This window comes from Microcoleus sp. S13C4, from assembly GCF_036700865.1.
Lineage (GTDB): Bacteria > Cyanobacteriota > Cyanobacteriia > Cyanobacteriales > Microcoleaceae > Microcoleus.
Genome location: NZ_JAUBPS010000014.1, coordinates 24,097 through 42,739, shown reverse-complemented (window position 1 = coordinate 42,739; position 18,643 = coordinate 24,097). Strand labels below are relative to the sequence as shown.

Annotated in this window: 7 protein-coding genes; 3 read left to right on the top strand and 4 right to left on the bottom strand. The window is 47.6% G+C overall.

Features of this window, described 5'->3' with window-relative positions:
* Window positions 1-66 precede the first annotated feature (66 nt).
* A complete protein-coding gene (locus QT996_RS08510; protein WP_333045815.1) occupies window positions 67-5,463 on the top strand; it encodes an AAA family ATPase in 5,397 nt (1,798 codons plus the stop codon).
* A 272-nt stretch (window positions 5,464-5,735) separates the two neighbouring features.
* Here the strand turns inward: QT996_RS08510 and QT996_RS08505 are convergent, their stop codons facing one another.
* The gene (locus QT996_RS08505; protein WP_333045812.1) at window positions 5,736-7,352 is read right to left on the bottom strand and encodes a HAMP domain-containing sensor histidine kinase; all 1,617 of its coding nucleotides are present in this window, start codon (window positions 7,350-7,352) and stop codon (window positions 5,736-5,738) included.
* Between the two features lie 271 nt (window positions 7,353-7,623).
* Between QT996_RS08505 and QT996_RS08500 the strand changes: the two genes are divergently transcribed.
* The gene (locus QT996_RS08500) at window positions 7,624-9,030 is read left to right on the top strand and encodes a TldD/PmbA family protein (protein WP_333045810.1); all 1,407 of its coding nucleotides are present in this window, start codon (window positions 7,624-7,626) and stop codon (window positions 9,028-9,030) included.
* Window positions 9,031-9,337: 307 nt separating this feature from the next.
* Here QT996_RS08500 and patX read toward each other — a convergent pair whose 3' ends face one another.
* The gene (gene patX / locus QT996_RS08495; protein ID WP_333045808.1) at window positions 9,338-9,541 is read right to left on the bottom strand and encodes a heterocyst-inhibiting protein PatX; all 204 of its coding nucleotides are present in this window, start codon (window positions 9,539-9,541) and stop codon (window positions 9,338-9,340) included.
* Window positions 9,542-10,349: 808 nt separating this feature from the next.
* Window positions 10,350-11,087, bottom strand: coding sequence for a dephospho-CoA kinase (gene coaE, locus QT996_RS08490; RefSeq protein WP_333045806.1), 738 nt, complete (start codon window positions 11,085-11,087; stop codon window positions 10,350-10,352).
* A gap of 205 nt (window positions 11,088-11,292) precedes the next feature.
* Here coaE and QT996_RS08485 point away from each other — a divergent pair, with 205 nt between their 5' ends.
* The gene (locus QT996_RS08485) at window positions 11,293-16,437 is read left to right on the top strand and encodes a CHAT domain-containing protein (protein WP_333045804.1); all 5,145 of its coding nucleotides are present in this window, start codon (window positions 11,293-11,295) and stop codon (window positions 16,435-16,437) included.
* A 489-nt stretch (window positions 16,438-16,926) separates the two neighbouring features.
* Here the strand turns inward: QT996_RS08485 and QT996_RS08480 are convergent, their stop codons facing one another.
* A complete protein-coding gene (locus QT996_RS08480; protein WP_333045802.1) occupies window positions 16,927-18,351 on the bottom strand; it encodes a diguanylate cyclase in 1,425 nt (474 codons plus the stop codon).
* Window positions 18,352-18,643 lie beyond the last annotated feature (292 nt).

The window sequence follows — 18,643 nt, the reverse complement described above, 5'->3', positions numbered from 1 at the left end:
AGAATCTTATTTGCACTAGATTATAATAGTAAGACCAAATATTTTTATAAAAAAATAATTATTGCTATGATAGAACTAACTGGGTATCAAATTCTCGATCGAATTTACTCAGGCACTCGCACTCTAGTTTATCGCGGAACTCGCCTCTGCGACCAAAAACCTGTCGTCATCAAAGTCTTGCGGAACGAGTATCCCAGCTTCAGCGAACTCGTGCATTTTCGCAATCAATACACGATCGCCAAAAACCTGAATTTGCCCGGAATCATCCAAACCTACAGCTTGGAACCCTACCGCAACGGCTATGCGCTGATTGTGGAAGACTTCGGGGGCATTTCTCTGAAGGAATGGACTGGGAAAGGAAAAACGGTGCAATCTCTGGTTGATTTTTTCCACATTGCGATCGACCTAAGCAATACATTAGATATACTTTACCGCCACCGCATCATTCACAAAGACATTAAACCGGCCAACATTCTGATTAATCCTGAGACTAAACAAATCAAGCTCATTGACTTTAGTATTGCATCTTTGCTGCCGCGAGAAACTCAAACTCTGATGAGTCCCAACGTGCTCGAAGGGACACTAGGCTATTTGTCTCCCGAACAAACGGGAAGGATGAATCGCGGGATTGACTACCGGACGGATTTTTACTCTCTCGGTGTCACCTTTTACGAGTTGCTGACGGGAGAGTTGCCGTTTCAATCTAACGATCCGATGGAATTGGTACACTCTCATATTGCCAAACAACCGCCGCTGCTTGGCGAAAAAAAAAGGGGGGAAATTCCCCAAGTTCTCTGCGACATCGTGATGAAATTGATGGCGAAGAATGCCGAAGACCGTTATCAGAGTGCTTTGGGGCTGAAATTTGATTTAGAATTTTGTTTGCGTCAACTAAAAGAAAGTGGTAAAATAAAAAGTTTTGCGATCGCGCGGCGGGATGTGTGCGATCGGTTCATCATACCAGAGAAACTCTACGGTAGAGAAGCCGAAGTTGCCCAATTATTGGCAGCGTTCGATCGCATCTCTGGTTCCGAGACTCTTCTTGGGAACGAGGGAAAGCGCGAGTTAATGCTGGTGGCGGGTTTTTCAGGCATTGGCAAAACTGCCATTGTTAACGAAGTTCACAAACCAATTGTTCGCCAGCGCGGCTACTTCATCAAAGGCAAATTTGACCAATTTAATCGCAATATTCCATTCTCAGCTTTTGTGCAAGCATTTCGAGAATTAATGGGTCAATTGCTGAGTGAAAGCGAGGTTCAATTAGCAGCTTGGAAAACCAAAATTTTAGCTGCGCTTGGTGACAGCGCGCAAGTAATTATTGAGGTAATTCCTGAACTAGAGCAAATTATCTCTCAACAGCCACCCGCAACAGAACTGTCTGGGACGGCGGCACAGAACCGCTTTAATTTACTTTTTCAAAAATTCCTCCAAGTATTCACCACAAAAGAACATCCCTTAGTAATTTTCCTAGATGATTTGCAGTGGGCTGATTCGGCATCCTTGAAATTGATGCAGTTGTTGATGAGCGAGTCAGACGGCAGATATCTATTATTAATTGGAGCTTATCGCGACAATGAAGTTTCTGCCGCTCATCCTTTGATGTTGGCGCTAGAAGAGATTGGGAAAGCACAAGCTGCAATCAACACGATTACATTAGCCGCGCTGAGTGAAACGAGTTTAAATCAACTCGTTGCCGATACGCTTAGCTGTTCGCCCGAAATCGCGCTACCATTAACTCAACTAATTTATCAAAAAACCAAAGGCAATCCATTTTTTAGCGCGCAATTCCTGAAAATGCTGCACCATGATGGGCTGATTCAGTTTGACTGGGATGGGGGCAATTGGCACTGCGACATTGCCAAAGTAAAATCATTAGCACTGACGGATGATATCGTTGAGTTTATGGCGTTGCAGTTGCAAAAATTGCCAGAAGACACGCAAGATGTTCTCAAGCTAGCGGCTTGTATTGGCAATCAATTTGATTTGGCGACTTTGGCGATCGTCTCTGAACAGTCAGAAGTAGAAACAGCAGTGGCTTTATGGAGAGCATTACAAGAAGCGTTGATTTTGCCTATTAGTGAAACTTACAAATTTTTCCAATCTAACCACTCAGAAGAGACAAATCGTTATCGTCATATTGAAGTTCCCTATAAATTTTTACACGATCGCATCCAGCAAGCTGCTTATTCGTTGATTCCCGAATCACAAAAACAAAGCGTTCACCTGCAAATTGGCAGACTGCTGCTGGCGAATACGGCAACAGGAGACGACGAGCAACTTTTTGCGATCGTCAACCAGCTTAACAAGGGGCTGAAGCTGATTGAATCGACTGAGCGAGAGACGATTGCACGGCTAAATTTGCAGGCCGGTCAAAAAGCTAACGCCTCAACAGCCTATCGGGCAGCAGTAGACTATTTGCTCACTAGCCAGCAGCTATTAAACTCCGATGCTTGGCAAAGTCAATACTCGCTTAGCTTAGAAATCGCCAACCAGCTTGCTCTAGCCGCTTATTTGGCCGGGGATTTCGAGCAAATGCAGCAGACGATCGATCAAGTCGTGGCTCAGACGCGATCGCTCCTGGAACAAGTCACTGTCTATGAAATTAAAATTCAGGCGTTGATTGTGCAGGGGCAGCTCCTAGGCGCGCTCAAAACGGCTCTGTCGCTAGTCGAACAGCTAGGCATCAAGTTTCCAGCCCAGCCCACCACACCACAGGTTTTGCTAGGTCTAGCCGAAACTAAAATTGCCCTACTCGGCAAGTCTATCCAAACCCTAGAAAACCAACCAGCGATGACCGCCCCGGATAAAATGGCGGTGACGCAAATTTTGGCAAAAACCCTCTCAGCAGCCTACATTGCCGCCCCAGATTTGCTGCCGCTGCTGGTATTTCGCCAGGTGAATCTGTTTGTGAAGTATGGCAATACCAGTGTGGCTGCTTTCACCTATGCCTGGTATGGGCTAATTTTGTGTGGTGTGGTGCGAGATATTCAAACCGGCTACCAGTTTGGTGAATTGGCTCTCAAGCTCTTGGATAAATTTGATGCCAAAGAAATTAAATCCAGGGTAGTTTTCATCATTTACTATTTTGTATTCCATTGGAAAAACCACCTCAAAGATACGCTCGATCCACTTGTAGAAAGCTATCAAACCGGACTAGAAACAGGCGATACAGAATATGCGGCTTGGGCGGGACTGATCTGGTGTGCCAACTCTTACTATGCCGGACATAATCTGTCTGAAGTGAGTCAAAAGCTAGAATTTTATACTGAATCTATCGCCAAAATCAACCAAGAAAAGGGTGAGCTTTACTGCAAAATTTTCCATCAAACAGCACTCAATTTATTGGGCGAGGCAGAGGCGACGGCGCTAGAGGGTGAGGTTTATTGCCTGAGCCAGAGGGAGGCACAACAGCAGGCTAGCAGCGACAAGACGGGACTGTTTTTCGCTTACACAAATCAAGCCACGCTCAGATATTTGTTTGCCGACTTTGCCCAGGCTCGCCAAACCCTTCAACAAGCTAGACAGTATGAGGACGGAGGAATTGGATCGCCCGGTTTAGTTGTTTTCTATTTTTATGATTCATTGACTTGTTTAGCAGAATTCCAACAGGCTAGCGAGTCTGAACGGCGCGATCGTTTAAAGCGAGTGGCTGGCAACCAGAAAAAGATGAAACAATGGGCGCACTATGCCCCGATGAATAATCAACATAAGTGGTGCCTAATCGAAGCAGAACGCTACCGTATCTTGAACAAGCTAGCGCAGGGAATGGAATACTACGATCGCGCCATCTCCCTCGCCAAAGATAACGAATACCTGCAAGAAGAAGCCTTAGCCAACGAACTCGCCGCTAAATTCTACCTCGACTGGGGCAAAGAAAAAGTCGCTCAGGTTTATATGCAGCAAGCTTACTACTGCTACGCCCGCTGGAAAGCAAAAGCCAAAACCGATGACCTAGAAAAACGTTATCCCGATCTGCTGCGCCCCATCTTATTACAGGCAGCCCAACCCGTCTCTATTTTAGAAACTCTATCCACACTCACCAATCCCACCTACTCAATTCATTCGAGCATCTCCCACAGTACCTCAAGCACCTCCATCAACCAGGCTCTAGATTTTTCAACCCTGCTGCAAATCTCCCAAGTCATCTCCAGCACGATCGACCTCGATGAGTTGCTGCAAATTGTCACCCAAACCATGTTACAAAACTCTGGAGCCGATCGCTGTGCACTGATGCTCTGCCAAGATCGACAATGGCAAGTGCGGGCGATGGCTACCGGGGAACACATTAGCCTGCAAACGGAACCCCTAGAGAACAATCCCACCGTTCCCGTTAAATTCATCCAGTATGTCAAAAACACCCTAGCAGCAGTTGTCATCGATCGCCTCAAAACTGATCTGCCTGTGATTGACGATTATTTAGAGCACCACCAACCAGAGAGTTTGCTGGGTTTGCCAATTCTAAATCAGGGGAATCTGGTCGGCATTTTGTATCTAGAAAATCGGATAACCAGTGGGGTGTTTAGTCGCGATCGCCTCCTCGTGCTGAATTTTCTCTCTAGTCAAGCGGCGATCGCTCTGGAGAATGCCCGCCTCTATCACCAAGTGCAGCAGACTTTGAATGAACTTCAGCAAGCTCAGATGCAAATGATCCAAAGTGAAAAGATGTCAGCATTAGGTAATCTAGTGGCAGGGGTTGCCCATGAAATCAACAACCCCGTTGGTTTTATTGCCGGGAACCTTAATGAAGCTAATGCTGGAGTCCAAGATTTAATTGATTATTTGCAGCTATATCAAGAAAAGTTTCCTCAACCAGGAGCAGAATTGATTGAGAAAGCAGAGGAAATAGATTTAGATTATCTAGTAGAAGATTTACCCAAGATGTTGACCTCCATGAAAATAGGGTGCGAGCGCATCAAAAACATCAGCACCTCCCTCCGCACTTTCTCTCGCGCCGATACCGCCAATAAAGTTGAGGCCAATCTCCATGAAGGACTCGATAGCACTTTGATGATATTACGCCATCGCCTGAAAGCTAGCGAAAAGCATCCTGAAATTCAAATTATTAAAGAGTACGGCAAGATTCCCAAAGTCAAATGTTATTTGGGACAATTAAACCAGGTATTTATGAATTTGCTGGCGAATGCGATCGATGCCTTAGAAGACTCCAATCAAGGACGGAATTTTGCCGAGATTCAAGGCCATCCCAATCAAATCACTATTCGGACAAAAGTAGAAAGTGAAACTGTAAAAATTTCCATCGCCGATAACGGCAATGGAATGTCGGAAGAGGTGAAAAATAGGATTTTTGACCATCTATTTACCACTAAAGACGTGGGCCAAGGGACTGGGCTGGGACTGGCGATCGCGCGTCAAATTGTAGAAGAAAAACACGGCGGCAAACTGAGTTGTTTTTCTGCACCGGGAGAAGGAACCGAATTTGTCATTGAGATTTTAATTGATTAAAGATTAGTTGTCCGTTGTTAAGCGATATTATTGATCTCTCTCTTCTCTTCCTCTGCGTTCTCTGCGTCCTCTGCGGTTAAATCATTCCGATTCAACCGGAATTGATAGGACAACCGACAACTGACAACCAACAACTGATATCAAATCCGTTAGCATCAGAATAGTAAATTCCAGTTCACTGTTCACTGTCAACCGTCAACAGTGAACCGTCAACCGTCAACCGTCAACCGTCAACATCATTCCGGTGTAACCGGAAATGATATGACAACTGACTATTGCAGCGGCAAAAATACCGTCATCACCTCACCCTTTTGAGGCCGCTGGCGAATTACCAACTTCCCGCCAGCAGCCCGAAATAAATTCTTAGTCACACTCAAATTTAAACTCAAACTTCCCGTCTCCGGCTGCACCATCAACAAAGGCCCGATCGATCGCAAAGGACCATTCGCCTTAGCTGCAAAAGTCGATGCGCCATTACCTTCAGGTATGTGTTCCGATTCCAACTGCAACTTTAACTGATCGCCCGCCAATGTCACCTCCACCTGAATGCGACTCCCCGAGGGCAAAGTTCGAGTAAAATTCTCAATCAAATTAGTTAAAACCTGATCCAACATCGTCGGATCGCTGACTACCGCAGGCAATTTTTTCGGCACAATAACTTCCAAAGTGTGGTTGCGAACACTCGCCTGTTTTTGCCAGCGGGGAATGCTATTTTGCAGCACTTCACCGAGGGACATTGCTGTTAGCTGCACACCAGAATTTTTAGCTTGCGACATTTCCAATTCCACGGCGCGGAAAATTAAACTGAAGCGATCGATCTGAGCGGTACACTCAGCATCAATCATTTCCAAACGCTTGACCACTACGGCATCGAGTTTGGGTCGCTTCAGCAACAATCGAGTCAGCGTGCGAATAGTAGCCAAAGGAGTGCGGACTTCGTGGGCGATCGCCTGTAGCAATTCCACCTCTTTAGTAGCCAGAGGAATTGGAGATTTGCAGTTGATATCCGTAGCCGATAACTTTTGATGTCTCTGGTTCAAACCATCATCAATTCTTTCATCCTTTACCCGGCCTGCTTCCTCTTTCCCAAGCGGCAAATTATTCAACAGCAGGCGGCTGAACTGCATCACTGTTTGATAATTTGGAGCAACAGGCGAAAACTGCTGGAACAGCGCGTCTAATTTAGTAGAATTATTAGTTAATTGGCTAACTGGTAAATTGAAGCTGCCGTCAGAATTGGCAAGCAAACATTCGCTTTCAGTCACCCTGCGCCGCAAAACTTCCCACGCTTTCGCCACTACTTGCGGATCGAAAGAAAATAGAAAAGCCGGAATTCCTGCCGAATTTTCACCCAAAACCATCACCAGGCTAAAACTAGCAGTTAAAACCAAACAAAACTGCTCCTTGGCTAAGGGATCGCCACTTGCCAAAGCCAAAGCCGGGGCTGCCGCAGGCGCTGATGTTTGCACCTGGGCCGCCGGCAGTAAAGCTAAAGTTTGTCTAGCACGAAAAGACCACAAAGCAGCATCGTTGTCGGGAATACTGGTAAAAATCCAATTGGTAAAGCCCGAAGCCAAAGCTGGGTCAGTCAAAACGGAAGACGGGCCCGACAAAACTAATCCCTGACAGGAATTGGGCATTGTCGATCGACCAAATTGTCGATCGGCATCTGTTTTTTGTCCTGCTTTTTGCCGATCGAGCATTTGATTCAAAGCTGCGATCGCCCCGTACCATTCCTGTTCAGCTTTCAGCCGAGAAGCCCCACGGCTTGGAGGACACCGATGGCGGTTGTTTTCTCCCGCCAACTTAGCATCAAAGAGACTGAGGTCATTTTCTTGGCCTTCGGAGGCTAAAATTTCGCTTATTGTCGGTAAAAAGTAAGTATTCATAGTAGTTATAAACCCACCTTCACAGGCATGAAGGGTGAAGTATTTATGTATAGGAAAGTTCAGGAGTTAGGAGTCAAGCACCAGCACGATCGAAAAATCCCGCATAATTTCTTGCACCTTCCTCCTAACTCACAGGATATCCACATTTATCAACTAACGATATTGGCAGAACCGTACCAATAAGTCGCAATCTCCGCGCTTGGGGCGATATTTTGCACGATCGCCCTGACAAAAGTGCAAAATGAAGTAAGTTAAACACCGTGCTTTCCTTATGCCCACCTCGATCGCCGACTCGAAAAATCTGCTGTCAGACTTAATGGCACGCTACCGCCACCAAGTCGATTATCTGGCAATTCGACTGGAAGAAGCCGAAGGCACCGACATCCTGCTGCGGGGCGAAAAAATTGAAACCCTCAGCGAAGGAGTCTCAATTGGCGGCCAAGTCAGAGCTTGTCACAAAGGTGGCTGGGGCTTTGCAAGTTTTAACCGACTTTCCACCCTCGCCGAAAGAATCGAAGAAGCCATCGCCGCGGCCAAACTGATCGGCGAAGAAGAAACGATTCTCGCGCCTGTCCCCCCAGTACAAGACATTTGCTTGCTGCCGCTGACAGGAACAGACCCCCGTCTGGTTCCCCTAATTGACAAAAAGCAATTGTGCGATCGCTACGCGGCCATCCTCCGCAGCATTGACCCCCGCATCGCCACAATCTCCGTGCGCTACGGCGACAGCACCCAGCGGATGATCCTCGCAACCTCCGAAGGCACCATGCTCGAACAAGGTTGGGCAGACATGGAAATGCGGTTTGCCGCCACGGCCCGCAGCGGGGAAACCGTACAAACAGGCCGCGAAACCACTGGTTCCCGCAAAGCTTACGAAGACTTAACCGATCTCGATGTTCAAGTTCGCAGCGCCGCGCAGAGAGCCGTAGATTCCCTAGCCTTACCCCCCGTCCAAGGCAACACCTACACCGTCGTCATCGACCCAATTTTGACCGGATTATTCGTCCACGAAGCCTTCGGACACCTTTCCGAAGCCGACATGGCCTACGAAAATCCCGACATTTTGGAAATTATGACCCTCGGCCGCCAGTTCGGCCCCAAAAACTTGCAAATTTTCGACGGTGCAGCACCAGAGGGACACCGGGGCAGTTATTTCTACGACGATGAAGGCACTCCGGCGACTACGACTCAGTTAATTAAAGACGGCGCTTTAGTCGGGCGGCTGCACTCGCGCGAAACTGCGGGCAAATTGGGAGAAACGCCTACTGGCAATGCTCGCTGTTTGAATTATCATTATCCGCCGATCGTCCGCATGACGAATACTTGGATCGAACGGGGTAACACGCCAGTTGCTGACTTATTTTCTGGTATCAAAGAAGGAGTTTATGCGCGCAATTGGCAAGGCGGCATGACTAACGGCGAAATGTTTACTTTCAGTGCCGGCGAAGCTTGGATGATCCGCGACGGAAAACTAGACAATCCGGTGCGGGATGTTACTCTTTCTGGTAATGTTTTCAGCACTTTAGCTGATATTGAGGCGATCGGCGACGATTTCTACTGGGATGAATCCGGCGGCTGCGGCAAAGCAGGACAAAGCGGTTTGCCCGTCGGCTGCGGCGGCCCGAGTTTGCGGATTCGCGATGTCGTTGTTGGTGGCGAAGCTGCGGAAGAAGATTAAAGGTGTAAAAGTTTAAAAAATAAAGGTAAAGCGCCAGATGCCTACTCGCGCTTTACCTTTATTTTTTGAGTGCAACATTTCGCGCCCGTTTGTGGTGTCTGATATTTTGAGGATATTGGGCAAAAAAACCGGAATAGCCAAAAATTATGTCTGGAGTCGTCAAATACGGCTAAAAAATCGGTTTTTTGGTACGCAGTACGTAATTCCCCAATTAAGGGCTCGAAATCTTCAATTTTTCTCTTTTTCTCCCAATTTTATATTCTCCCATCATCCCCTTAATTCCCTGCAATTATCGCTTTTTTCGGCTTTATCTCCCGGCGCCTCGTGGTGGCGGCTCATCTTTACCGGTATCTGCGTCAAAGGTCGGAGTGCCAGCTAGAGTGGTTAAAATATCTGGAGTAGGGTTGTCTTGATCAAGAAAGGTCGATCGAGTTTCTAAGCTTTGAGCGTTAACTGCGGTGCCGCTCAGTAAAAGGCTTGACATCAGGATGGAAGAGTAAACGCGCATCATAAATTTTGGTGTTTGTATTTTCCCCCTCTTGATACGCAGTCTCTACTCTGCTATCAGGATAAAAAAAATAATTGTGACGAAATCATCCATTAGTAAGTGACGGGCCCTACAATTTTTTTTATTTGTGGTTAAAAGCTGGTGAAATCCATACTCTAGCTCGCTTGTTCGCTGGTAATTTCTAGTTCTCTGCTAGTGGCGGGCAACCAGCCGAATTCAAGACCATGTTCAAAAAAATAATGCTACTCTTCTATGCCCGTATTCCCAACCCTGCTAGTTATAAATCATTCCCAAATCTAAAATCTAAAATCTAAAATGGTATGCCCCCTGGAATCCTCTGGAAACGGTCTTCCAACAAGGAAACAAAAACCGCTAATTGTAAAGTTTTACTACTTTTATGATTAAGTTCATAATTTATTGATGTGAGGCGGCAACCCGGGGATTAAAGACACAACATGAGAGTACCGAGGCGCGCCCTCAGCACCTTACATATAAACATCTTGGTGAATGAGATTTCTTAAAGCGGGCAATGCCTAATTTTTTACATTAACTTCATAAATGGTTGCTATTGTATTTTTAAATAAATTGTGAAGCTCTTATTTTTTCTGATCTTTTCTGACTTTTCTGATTTTGCTTTGTGACAAGAGGGCTTACGCGCCACTCCGAAGGAGGAGTCGAAAGCGGTTGGGGAAAAAAGCCCGTTCACAAAATCGTGTAGTCAATCTTCAATCTCAACTCTCAAATCGAACTGGCCCGCAGAAAGTAAAAAAACCTGGTTTTAAAACTGATATCGCCGAGTCAATCTCAAGTATCAAATCTCAAAGCGACTGACTTGCACATCTACCTGCAGGAATAGCGCGTCGAGGGTTGACGAATTGTCCAAAATAACATCAGCTTGTTGACATTTTTGAGCTAGTGGCAACTGGGCGTTAATGCGGGCATTAGCTCGATCGTAACTCAAGCCGTCTCGTTGCATTAGTCGTTCTAACTGCACTTCGGGTGAACAGTACACCACCCAAATTTCGGTACACAAGTCAGTCATATTAGCTTCAAACAGCAGCGGCACTACCAAAACCAAAGTCAACGTGTCAGTCGGGGCGCAGAAACCGGGTTTTTTTTCAACAATACTTCGTTCTAGCTTTTGATGAGGGTGAAAAAACCCGGTTTCTTGAGTCTTTGTACCTAAATTCTGTGTGTGCTGGGATACCAAACTCGATGCAGCAATGCAGCTTTGAGTTTCCTCAACTAATCGGTGGCGCACGTAAGGGTGAATCTGTTGTTCCAACCACTGCCGCTCGTCTGCGTTACAAAAAATAATACTTCCCAACTCGGACCGATTTAAATTGCCGTCCGGGAGCAAAATACCCGCGCCGTATCGTTTTACAATAGAGTCAAGTATTGGCGAACCGGGGTTCACAGCTTCGCGCGCGTAAATATCGGCATCTAAAATCGGAAATCCACAGGCATCTGCCAGATAATTAGATATAGCGGTTTTACCGGTGGCGATGCCCCCAGTTAAACCAATCAGACGGACAATTCGATCGCTCATAATTTTATCTGTTGAAAATTCCTGTGTTTCGACACTTACTGTCAGTCTTTGCTATGTTGGTGACACAATCAAATTTAGACTTAAAATTTAAGATTTGCGATCGAGAGTTCGCGTTAGGAAGTGTCAGCATTGGGGTGCGATCGACTCTTTTTTACCTAAAATCTCAATTTTAAACTCGAATTAAGGTCTAGACCGAGGCAAACTTATGAATGCTCAACGTGCTGTGCGGTCGATTCTGGCAGCAATTCCCCTGGCTGGATTTTTGATATTAGATTTTTTCCCCAACCTGGTTTTCCTCAAAGAAAACAGCAACGGATGGGTACTCGTGGCAATTTATCCCCAATCTCAAATTGCTGCCGCACAATCTATTATTCCAGCCCCAGACGGCACCGGAACCGCTGTCAGCGCCCCAGGTACAGGGTCGCCTCCTCGCTACGACATTAAAGGCGGCACTACCTCCAGAGACGGAGCAAATTTGTTCCACAGTTTTACTCGGTTCAATCTGAATTCTGGCGAAACTGCCAATTTCATCTCAAACCCAACCGTTAAAAATATCCTCGGCCGCGTTGTCGGTGGCGACGCTTCCTTAATTAACGGTCTAATTCAAGTTAGCGGGGGCAATTCTAACTTGTTGCTGATGAATCCCGCAGGCATTATCTTTGGAGCAAATGCCAGACTCGATGTGTCGGGGTCTTTTTTTGCTACCACCGCTAGCGGTATCGGTTTTGACGACCGTTGGTTCAACAGTACAGGGGCGAACGACTACGCAGCCCTAGTCGGAACGCCGAATGCTTTTGTTTTTGGCTCACAGCCGGGGAGTATTGTCAATGCCGGTAACTTGGCTGTCGGCACGGGGCAAAATTTGACTTTGCTGGGCGGTACGGTCATCAGTACAGGGCAACTTTCCGCCCCGGGCGGTCAAATTACTGTGGCGGCTGTCCCGGGCGAAAATCTGGTGCGGTTGAGCCAAAACGGACTTTTGCTAAGTTTAGAAGTTTCTCCGGCTGCGGGAGTGTCGGGTTCGGCAGCTCTTCCCTTCTCTCCCCAAAGTTTACCTCGGCTGCTTTCGGGCCCCGGCGTGGCTAACGCTACGGGTATAACTACGAACGCTCAAGGTGAAGTCGTGCTCACAGGTGGTCAAACAGTGCCTGCAGGTGCTGGAACTGCGCTGTTATCGGGTGAGGCGAAGGTGTCTGCCAGGGGGGGCGCGGGAGGAACTGTCAACGTGTTGGGCGACAAGGTAGGGCTGTTTGGAGCGAAGATTGAGGCTTCGGGACCCGACGGCGGCGGCACGGTGCGGATCGGGGGAGATTACCGCGGCGAGGGAACTGTGCCGAATGCCAGGATGACTTACGTGGATGGCAAAAGCTCGATCGCTGCCAACGCAACTGAATCAGGCAACGGCGGCAGAGTTTTGGTCTGGGCTGACAACACAACAGCATTTTTGGGCAGCATCAGCGCCACTGGCGTTTCTACAACGGGAACCGCAGGTGTTGGCGGGTTTGTGGAAGTGTCGGGGAAGCAAAGATTGATTTTTAACGGTACTGTTGATACCTCTGGGACAAACGGTTTGGGGACTTTGCTGTTAGATCCAGACAATATCTTAATTACAGATTCCCTAAAAACTGCGGACGATGCGGCAATTATTGCCAACAATAATATTTTGGCAACAGGAACGCCACCTGGATCGGAAAAGAATTCTGAGCCTTCGCTGACAATTTCGGCTAGAGCTTTGGAAAGTATGTCGGCTACGTCAAATGTGGTTCTCGAAGCGCTCAATGATATTACAATTGCTGATTTGGCGGACAATCAGTTGAGCTTTCAAGCAACTACTGGTTCGGTAACATTGAGAGCAGATGCCGATCGCAGTGGCGCGGGTGTTTTTTCGATGAATTCTGGAGATACAATTAGCACGGCTGGCGGTGCGCTCGCCATTTCGGGAAGTCAAATTACTGCGGGCAATTTGTCGAGTAACGGCGGAAATATTAGTTTGATTAGTCCGGGTGTGACTGTTGCCAACAATATTTCTTCATCCAATCCCAGCAGCGGCAGCAGCGGGAATATTTTGCTTGAAGGCCTGAACGTAACGGCCCAAAAACTTGATGCCAGCGGTCGGGAAGCGACAGGAAATGTAACTGTGACGGCTCGGAATGTTCTGGGAGTGAGCTTCGTCGCAGGGGGGTCGGGAAACATTACTTTGACTGGTGATGAAATTAATTTTAAAGGCGACAAAAATTCAGTCAGGGGTACTGGCTTTTTGGTACTGCAACCTTGGAGTCCCGGTCAAAATATTGCCATCGGCGGTTCTGGAGATGTCGGCACTAATATTTATTTGAATCTGACGGCAAACGAACTCGGAAGTTTGGAAAATGGGTTTGCTGGAATTACGATCGGCCGCAGCAACGGTATCGGTTCAATTCTGATTGCCAACGATTTCACATTTTATGATCCGCTAATTATTCAATCGCCGGCGGGTTTGGGAACAATCACTACCACAAATTCCTTGACAGGGGCCGACAATGCCTCAATTACTCTCAAAGCTGACGGCAATATCAGAACTGGCAATATTTCTACTAACGGTGAGGAAATTCGCCTCGCCAGCACAAGGGGCAATGTCACAACTGCTCAGCTACGCACTGTTCCGGCCCGCACCATCAACTCTTCTGTCAATTCTTCCAAAGTGCCAGGCTCGGAGGCGGGAGATGTTAGCGTTACTGCAGAGGGCACGGTGACGGCAGGGGCGATCGACACCAGGGCCGCTCACGCAGGGAATGTGACGCTGACGGGCCTCAATGGAGTTACCGCAGGGGCGATCGAAGCTGGTGGCTCGAAAACACCGGGAAATATTACTTTAACCGGCAACGAAATTGACTTGACGGGTGGCAACAATTCGATCGCCAGCAACGGCAATCTTGTGCTGCAACCGGCTGATCCAAGTCAAAATATTATAATTCAAGGTTCTGGCGATACAGAAGCTTTGAAATTGACGGCTGCTGAATTGAACACTTTTCGGAATGGGTTTGCTTCGATCACGATCGGCCGTTCTGACGGTAGCGGTGTGATCTCGATTGCTTCTCCAACGCAAAATTCAACGCCGAATTCAACGCCAGTGGCGGTGACATTTCAAGATCCGACGACGATTCAATCGCCCAAGGGCTCCGGCGCGATCGTGGGAACGGGTGCGATCGTCGGAACTGATAACGCCATGATCGCTCTGATGGGCGGTACTGTAACCGTCGGAGACGTTACCTCGACAGCAGGGATTAACATCACTACCACTCAAGGCAACTTGAGCGCTGGTACGCTTTCATCTCGATCGGCTTCCGGGGCGGGCGATATCAACATCGACAGCGCCGCTGCGGTAGCAACCGGCAACATCGATGCTTTTGGTTCCAGAAGCGGGGGAGATATCTCGATTGCAGCGCCGGGTCGGATCGTTACAGGGGTGATCAACTCGAGTTCTCAGTCGGGAAGTGCCGGTTCGAGCAAGATTACCGGGCAGAAAGACGTTGAAGTTGTTTCGATCAAAGCTCGTGGCAATACGGGCGGCGATGTGGCAATCGAGGCTGGGGGAGCGTTTCGGGCTGCGGGAACTGGAACGGCTGCCGATCGCGCCGAGGTCAGCATTTCTACAGACGGGCTGGCTCGATCGGGTTCGCTGACGCTCTCTCAAAGCACTTGCCCGTCGGGAACCTGCACGGCGGCGACTGTTGGGACGGGAAACTGGAAGTCGAACACTGCCACCTCGTCAACTACTATCGGGCCGCTGGCGATCGTGTCGAGTCCGGCACCAACTACCACCGTGGAACTGAAAACTACCACAAATTCTCAACAAATTGTGACTCAGGTGAGTCTCGCCCCCGCAGCGTCTACGCCGAAGAGCAGTACCACAAATGTCTCGCCAGAACCTGCTGGTGCGTCTGTTGAGGCGGGTTCGAGCGAGACTGCGGCAGGCTCGGTATTGCTGTCGCAGTCGGTGTTAACAGACCATCAGGGTGTACCGGCGGCGACAGAAAACGGCAGCGGGGGGGCAACTGCACAGAAGCCTGCGAGTGGGGTGAGTACAGGAAGTATTGGGAATGTGAGGGTTCCTGAGATTTCTCGATCGAGTTCGATCGCGCAAATAAATCCGATCGACGCAGTGCAGCAAAGGGATATAACTCAGGGCCGGGAATTTGAACGTTACTTTGGGGGCAATCTCGGTCAAAAGTCAGTGACGCAGCAAAGTATTCGAGATACTCTCAGCAGCGTCAATCGGTTGACTGGGGTTAAACCCGCCATCCTTTACGTGTGGGCGAAAGAGAAACATTTAGAACTTGTGCTGTTATTGCCAGACGGCAAAAGTGTTTTTAAAAGCGTGCCTGCAAGCCGCGAAACAGTGCTGCAAGTTGCTAAAGAATTCACTAATGCTATCAGATCTCCCAGGAGATTGAATGCTGCTGACTACAAGCAACCTGCCGAGGAACTTTACCAGTGGTTAATTGCACCGCTGCAACCGGAATTGGAAGCTAACAAGATTGACACTTTGGTGTTTTCGATGGATGCCGGTTTGCGAACTTTGCCTTTGGCTGCTCTTTACGACGGCAAGCACTTTTTGGTAGAAAAGTACAGTTTGGGGCTGATTCCGAGTTTGAGTTTAACTGATACTCGCTATGCCGATGTTAAGGGTTCTGAAGTGTTAGCAATGGGTGCGTCGAATTTTCCTGCCAAATACGATCAAAATCCTTTGCCTGCGGTGCCGTTGGAAATATCGACAATTGTGGGCAAGATTTGGCCGGGTTCGTCTTTTCTCAACGAAGCTTTTACTTTGGCAAATTTGAAGGACAAGCGCAATCAATCGCAATACAAAATTATTCATTTAGCTACTCACGGCGATTTTCAGCCTGGGGGGGCGGAAAATTCTTACATTCAGTTTTGGGATACTAAGTTGCGGTTGAATCAGTTGGATCAGTTGAAGCTATCTAACCCGCAGGTGGAGTTGTTGGTTTTGAGTGCGTGTACTACGGCGGTGGGAGACGAACAAGCTGAGTTGGGGTTTGCGGGGTTGGCGGTGCACGCGGGGGTAAAATCGGCTTTGGCGAGTTTGTGGTATGTCAGCGATGTCGGTACTTTGGGGCTGATGACTGAGTTTTACCAGCAGTTGCGTACAGCGCCGATTAAGGCTGAGGCTTTGCGACAAGCGCAGTTGGCTATGTTGCGGGGTGAAGTGCGGTTGCAAGATGGTTATTTGGTACGATCGGGCAACAATCAAGCTCTGCCTTTACCGTCGGAGTTGGCCGCCAGGGGCGATCGAAATTTGTCGCATCCTTATTATTGGGCTGCTTTTACCATGATCGGTTCGCCGTGGTAATTCTGAAGGAACAGGGTGCGATCGCCCAAAAAACCGGGACAGAACAAGTCGCAAACTCAGAGGATGGGAATACCTAAAAAAGTGCGGTAACTCACACTAGAGATTGCGACTTCAACATCGAAAACGGGATAAAATGGAACAAGAAAAATTAAAAAAAAACTCGACTGCTAGCGCCATAAATACTGATCGTATACAAGTCTTTACTAACAACTTTTAGCCCCGATAAATTATGATAATTCAATCAAAAAGTTTCGATTACCCAACAACAATCGCTCTTGGTTATTAAGCCCTAACGATCGGCGGTGAGAATAAACTCATTGGGAGCCACGTTTTCTCGGTCTTCGTCGAGCATTCTTAACAAAATTTCATAATGCTTTAATGAGGGGTTAGAGGTAATAGAGGCAATCTTTTGGGAGTAGAGACAAAAACGATTGGTTTGTAACGCACGGCGGATGTTGGAAATCTACTGCCTCTCACCACATTGTCTAATTATATTAGTTCGCCATCGTCTAGACGATAAACATGAACACAGTTGCGACCTTTGTCTTTGGCAGCATAACAAGCTGCATCAGCCGCCCGCATAACCTCCATCAAATCTTGGCTGGCTTGGTTAATGGCAACAACTCCAATACTGACCCCGATGATAAAGGTTTTGCTATCCCAAATAAACCGAAACTGATGCACTAGGTCTTTGAGTTTTTCCGCAATCTGAGCTGCTTTAGAGAGAGGACATTTAGTAAGCAAAAGACCAAATTCATCACCTCCCAAGCGAGCTAGTATGTCATTAGCGCGGACTCCCTTTTGTAAAAGTGTAGTGATTTGGCGCAGTAGCTCATCGCCAGCACAATGACCTGCGGTATCGTTAACGACTTTGAACTTATCTAAATCTAAATAACAGAGAGCGTGCTGCTGATTGCTATCTTGAACAGAGGCGATCGCCTCAATTAGTAGCTGCTCAAATCCTCGACGGTTGATTAAACCCGTCAGAGCATCGTGACTGGCTTCCCAAGAGAGTTGACGAGCAAGATTGCGCGATTCGGTAACATCATGAAAGACGATTACTGCCCCGATAATTTGACCTTGGCGGTCTCGAATCGGTGCTGCTGAGTCCTCAATGGCATACTCCGTCCCATCGCGGGCAATGAGAATAGTATGGTTAGCTAAGCCCACAATGCGCTTCTCAAACAGAGCCTTGCCGATCGCATTCTCTACTGGCTTTCGCGTTACTTCATTGACAATTTCAAAGACTGTAGACAGGGGGAGTCCATGAGCCTCATAAGCCTTCCAGCCTGTCAGTTGCTCAGCGATAGGATTGAAAAATCGCACCTTACCTTGAGCATTGGTAGTAATAACTGCATCACCAATCGATTGGAGAGTCACTTGAGCGAGTTCTTTTTCGGCAAAGAGGGATGCTTCGAGACGTTGGCGTTCTTCCATTTCTCTCAAGAGACGTAAATTCTGCTCTTGGAGGCTTTGTTGCAACCGTCGGATGGTTAGGTGAGTTTCGACACGAGCTAATACTTCTTCGACTTGAAACGGCTTAGCAATATAATCTACCCCACCCACAGCAAGCCCCTCAACCTTATTAAAAGTTTCATTGAGAGCACTCAAAAAAATTATCGGAATGCCTGTGGTTTGCTCGTCAGATTTTAATTGTTTACAAACTTCATAGCCATCAATATCAGGCAATTTAATGTCAAGTAAGATTAGTTCCGTCGATGGCGATTGGGCGGCTCGGAGCGCCATTGCGCCTGTTGTGACACTGCGAACTTTATAACCATGTCTCTTCAAAGTACGGCCCAGAAGATGCAGGTTATCAGGGAGATCGTCAACAATTAAAATATTGCCTCGGTAGTTGGTAGCTGGATCGCTAACTATATCGCTAGTTGTATCGAGAATCCTACTGCTTTCCATAGTTTCTTGCCAGAGGACTATAAACCTATGAATAAGAGTATAGTTGAATTATTAGGTTATAAACTCACTTTACGCACAAAGAAGTCCTGCGATCGCAGAGTTCGAGGACTGGCACGGTGGCACAGCCCCTACAAAATCTGACTTGTTCAGGTAGGGATAATCCCTCCGTGATTGCCCTTCTTCGTTCCGCGTAACATCAGGACAACCTTTTTTCCCAAGCAGCCGGTTTATGGACAACCACATTTCTTACAGGGCAAGTCTACTCCTCATTGCGATCGGATGTCTCGTGCTG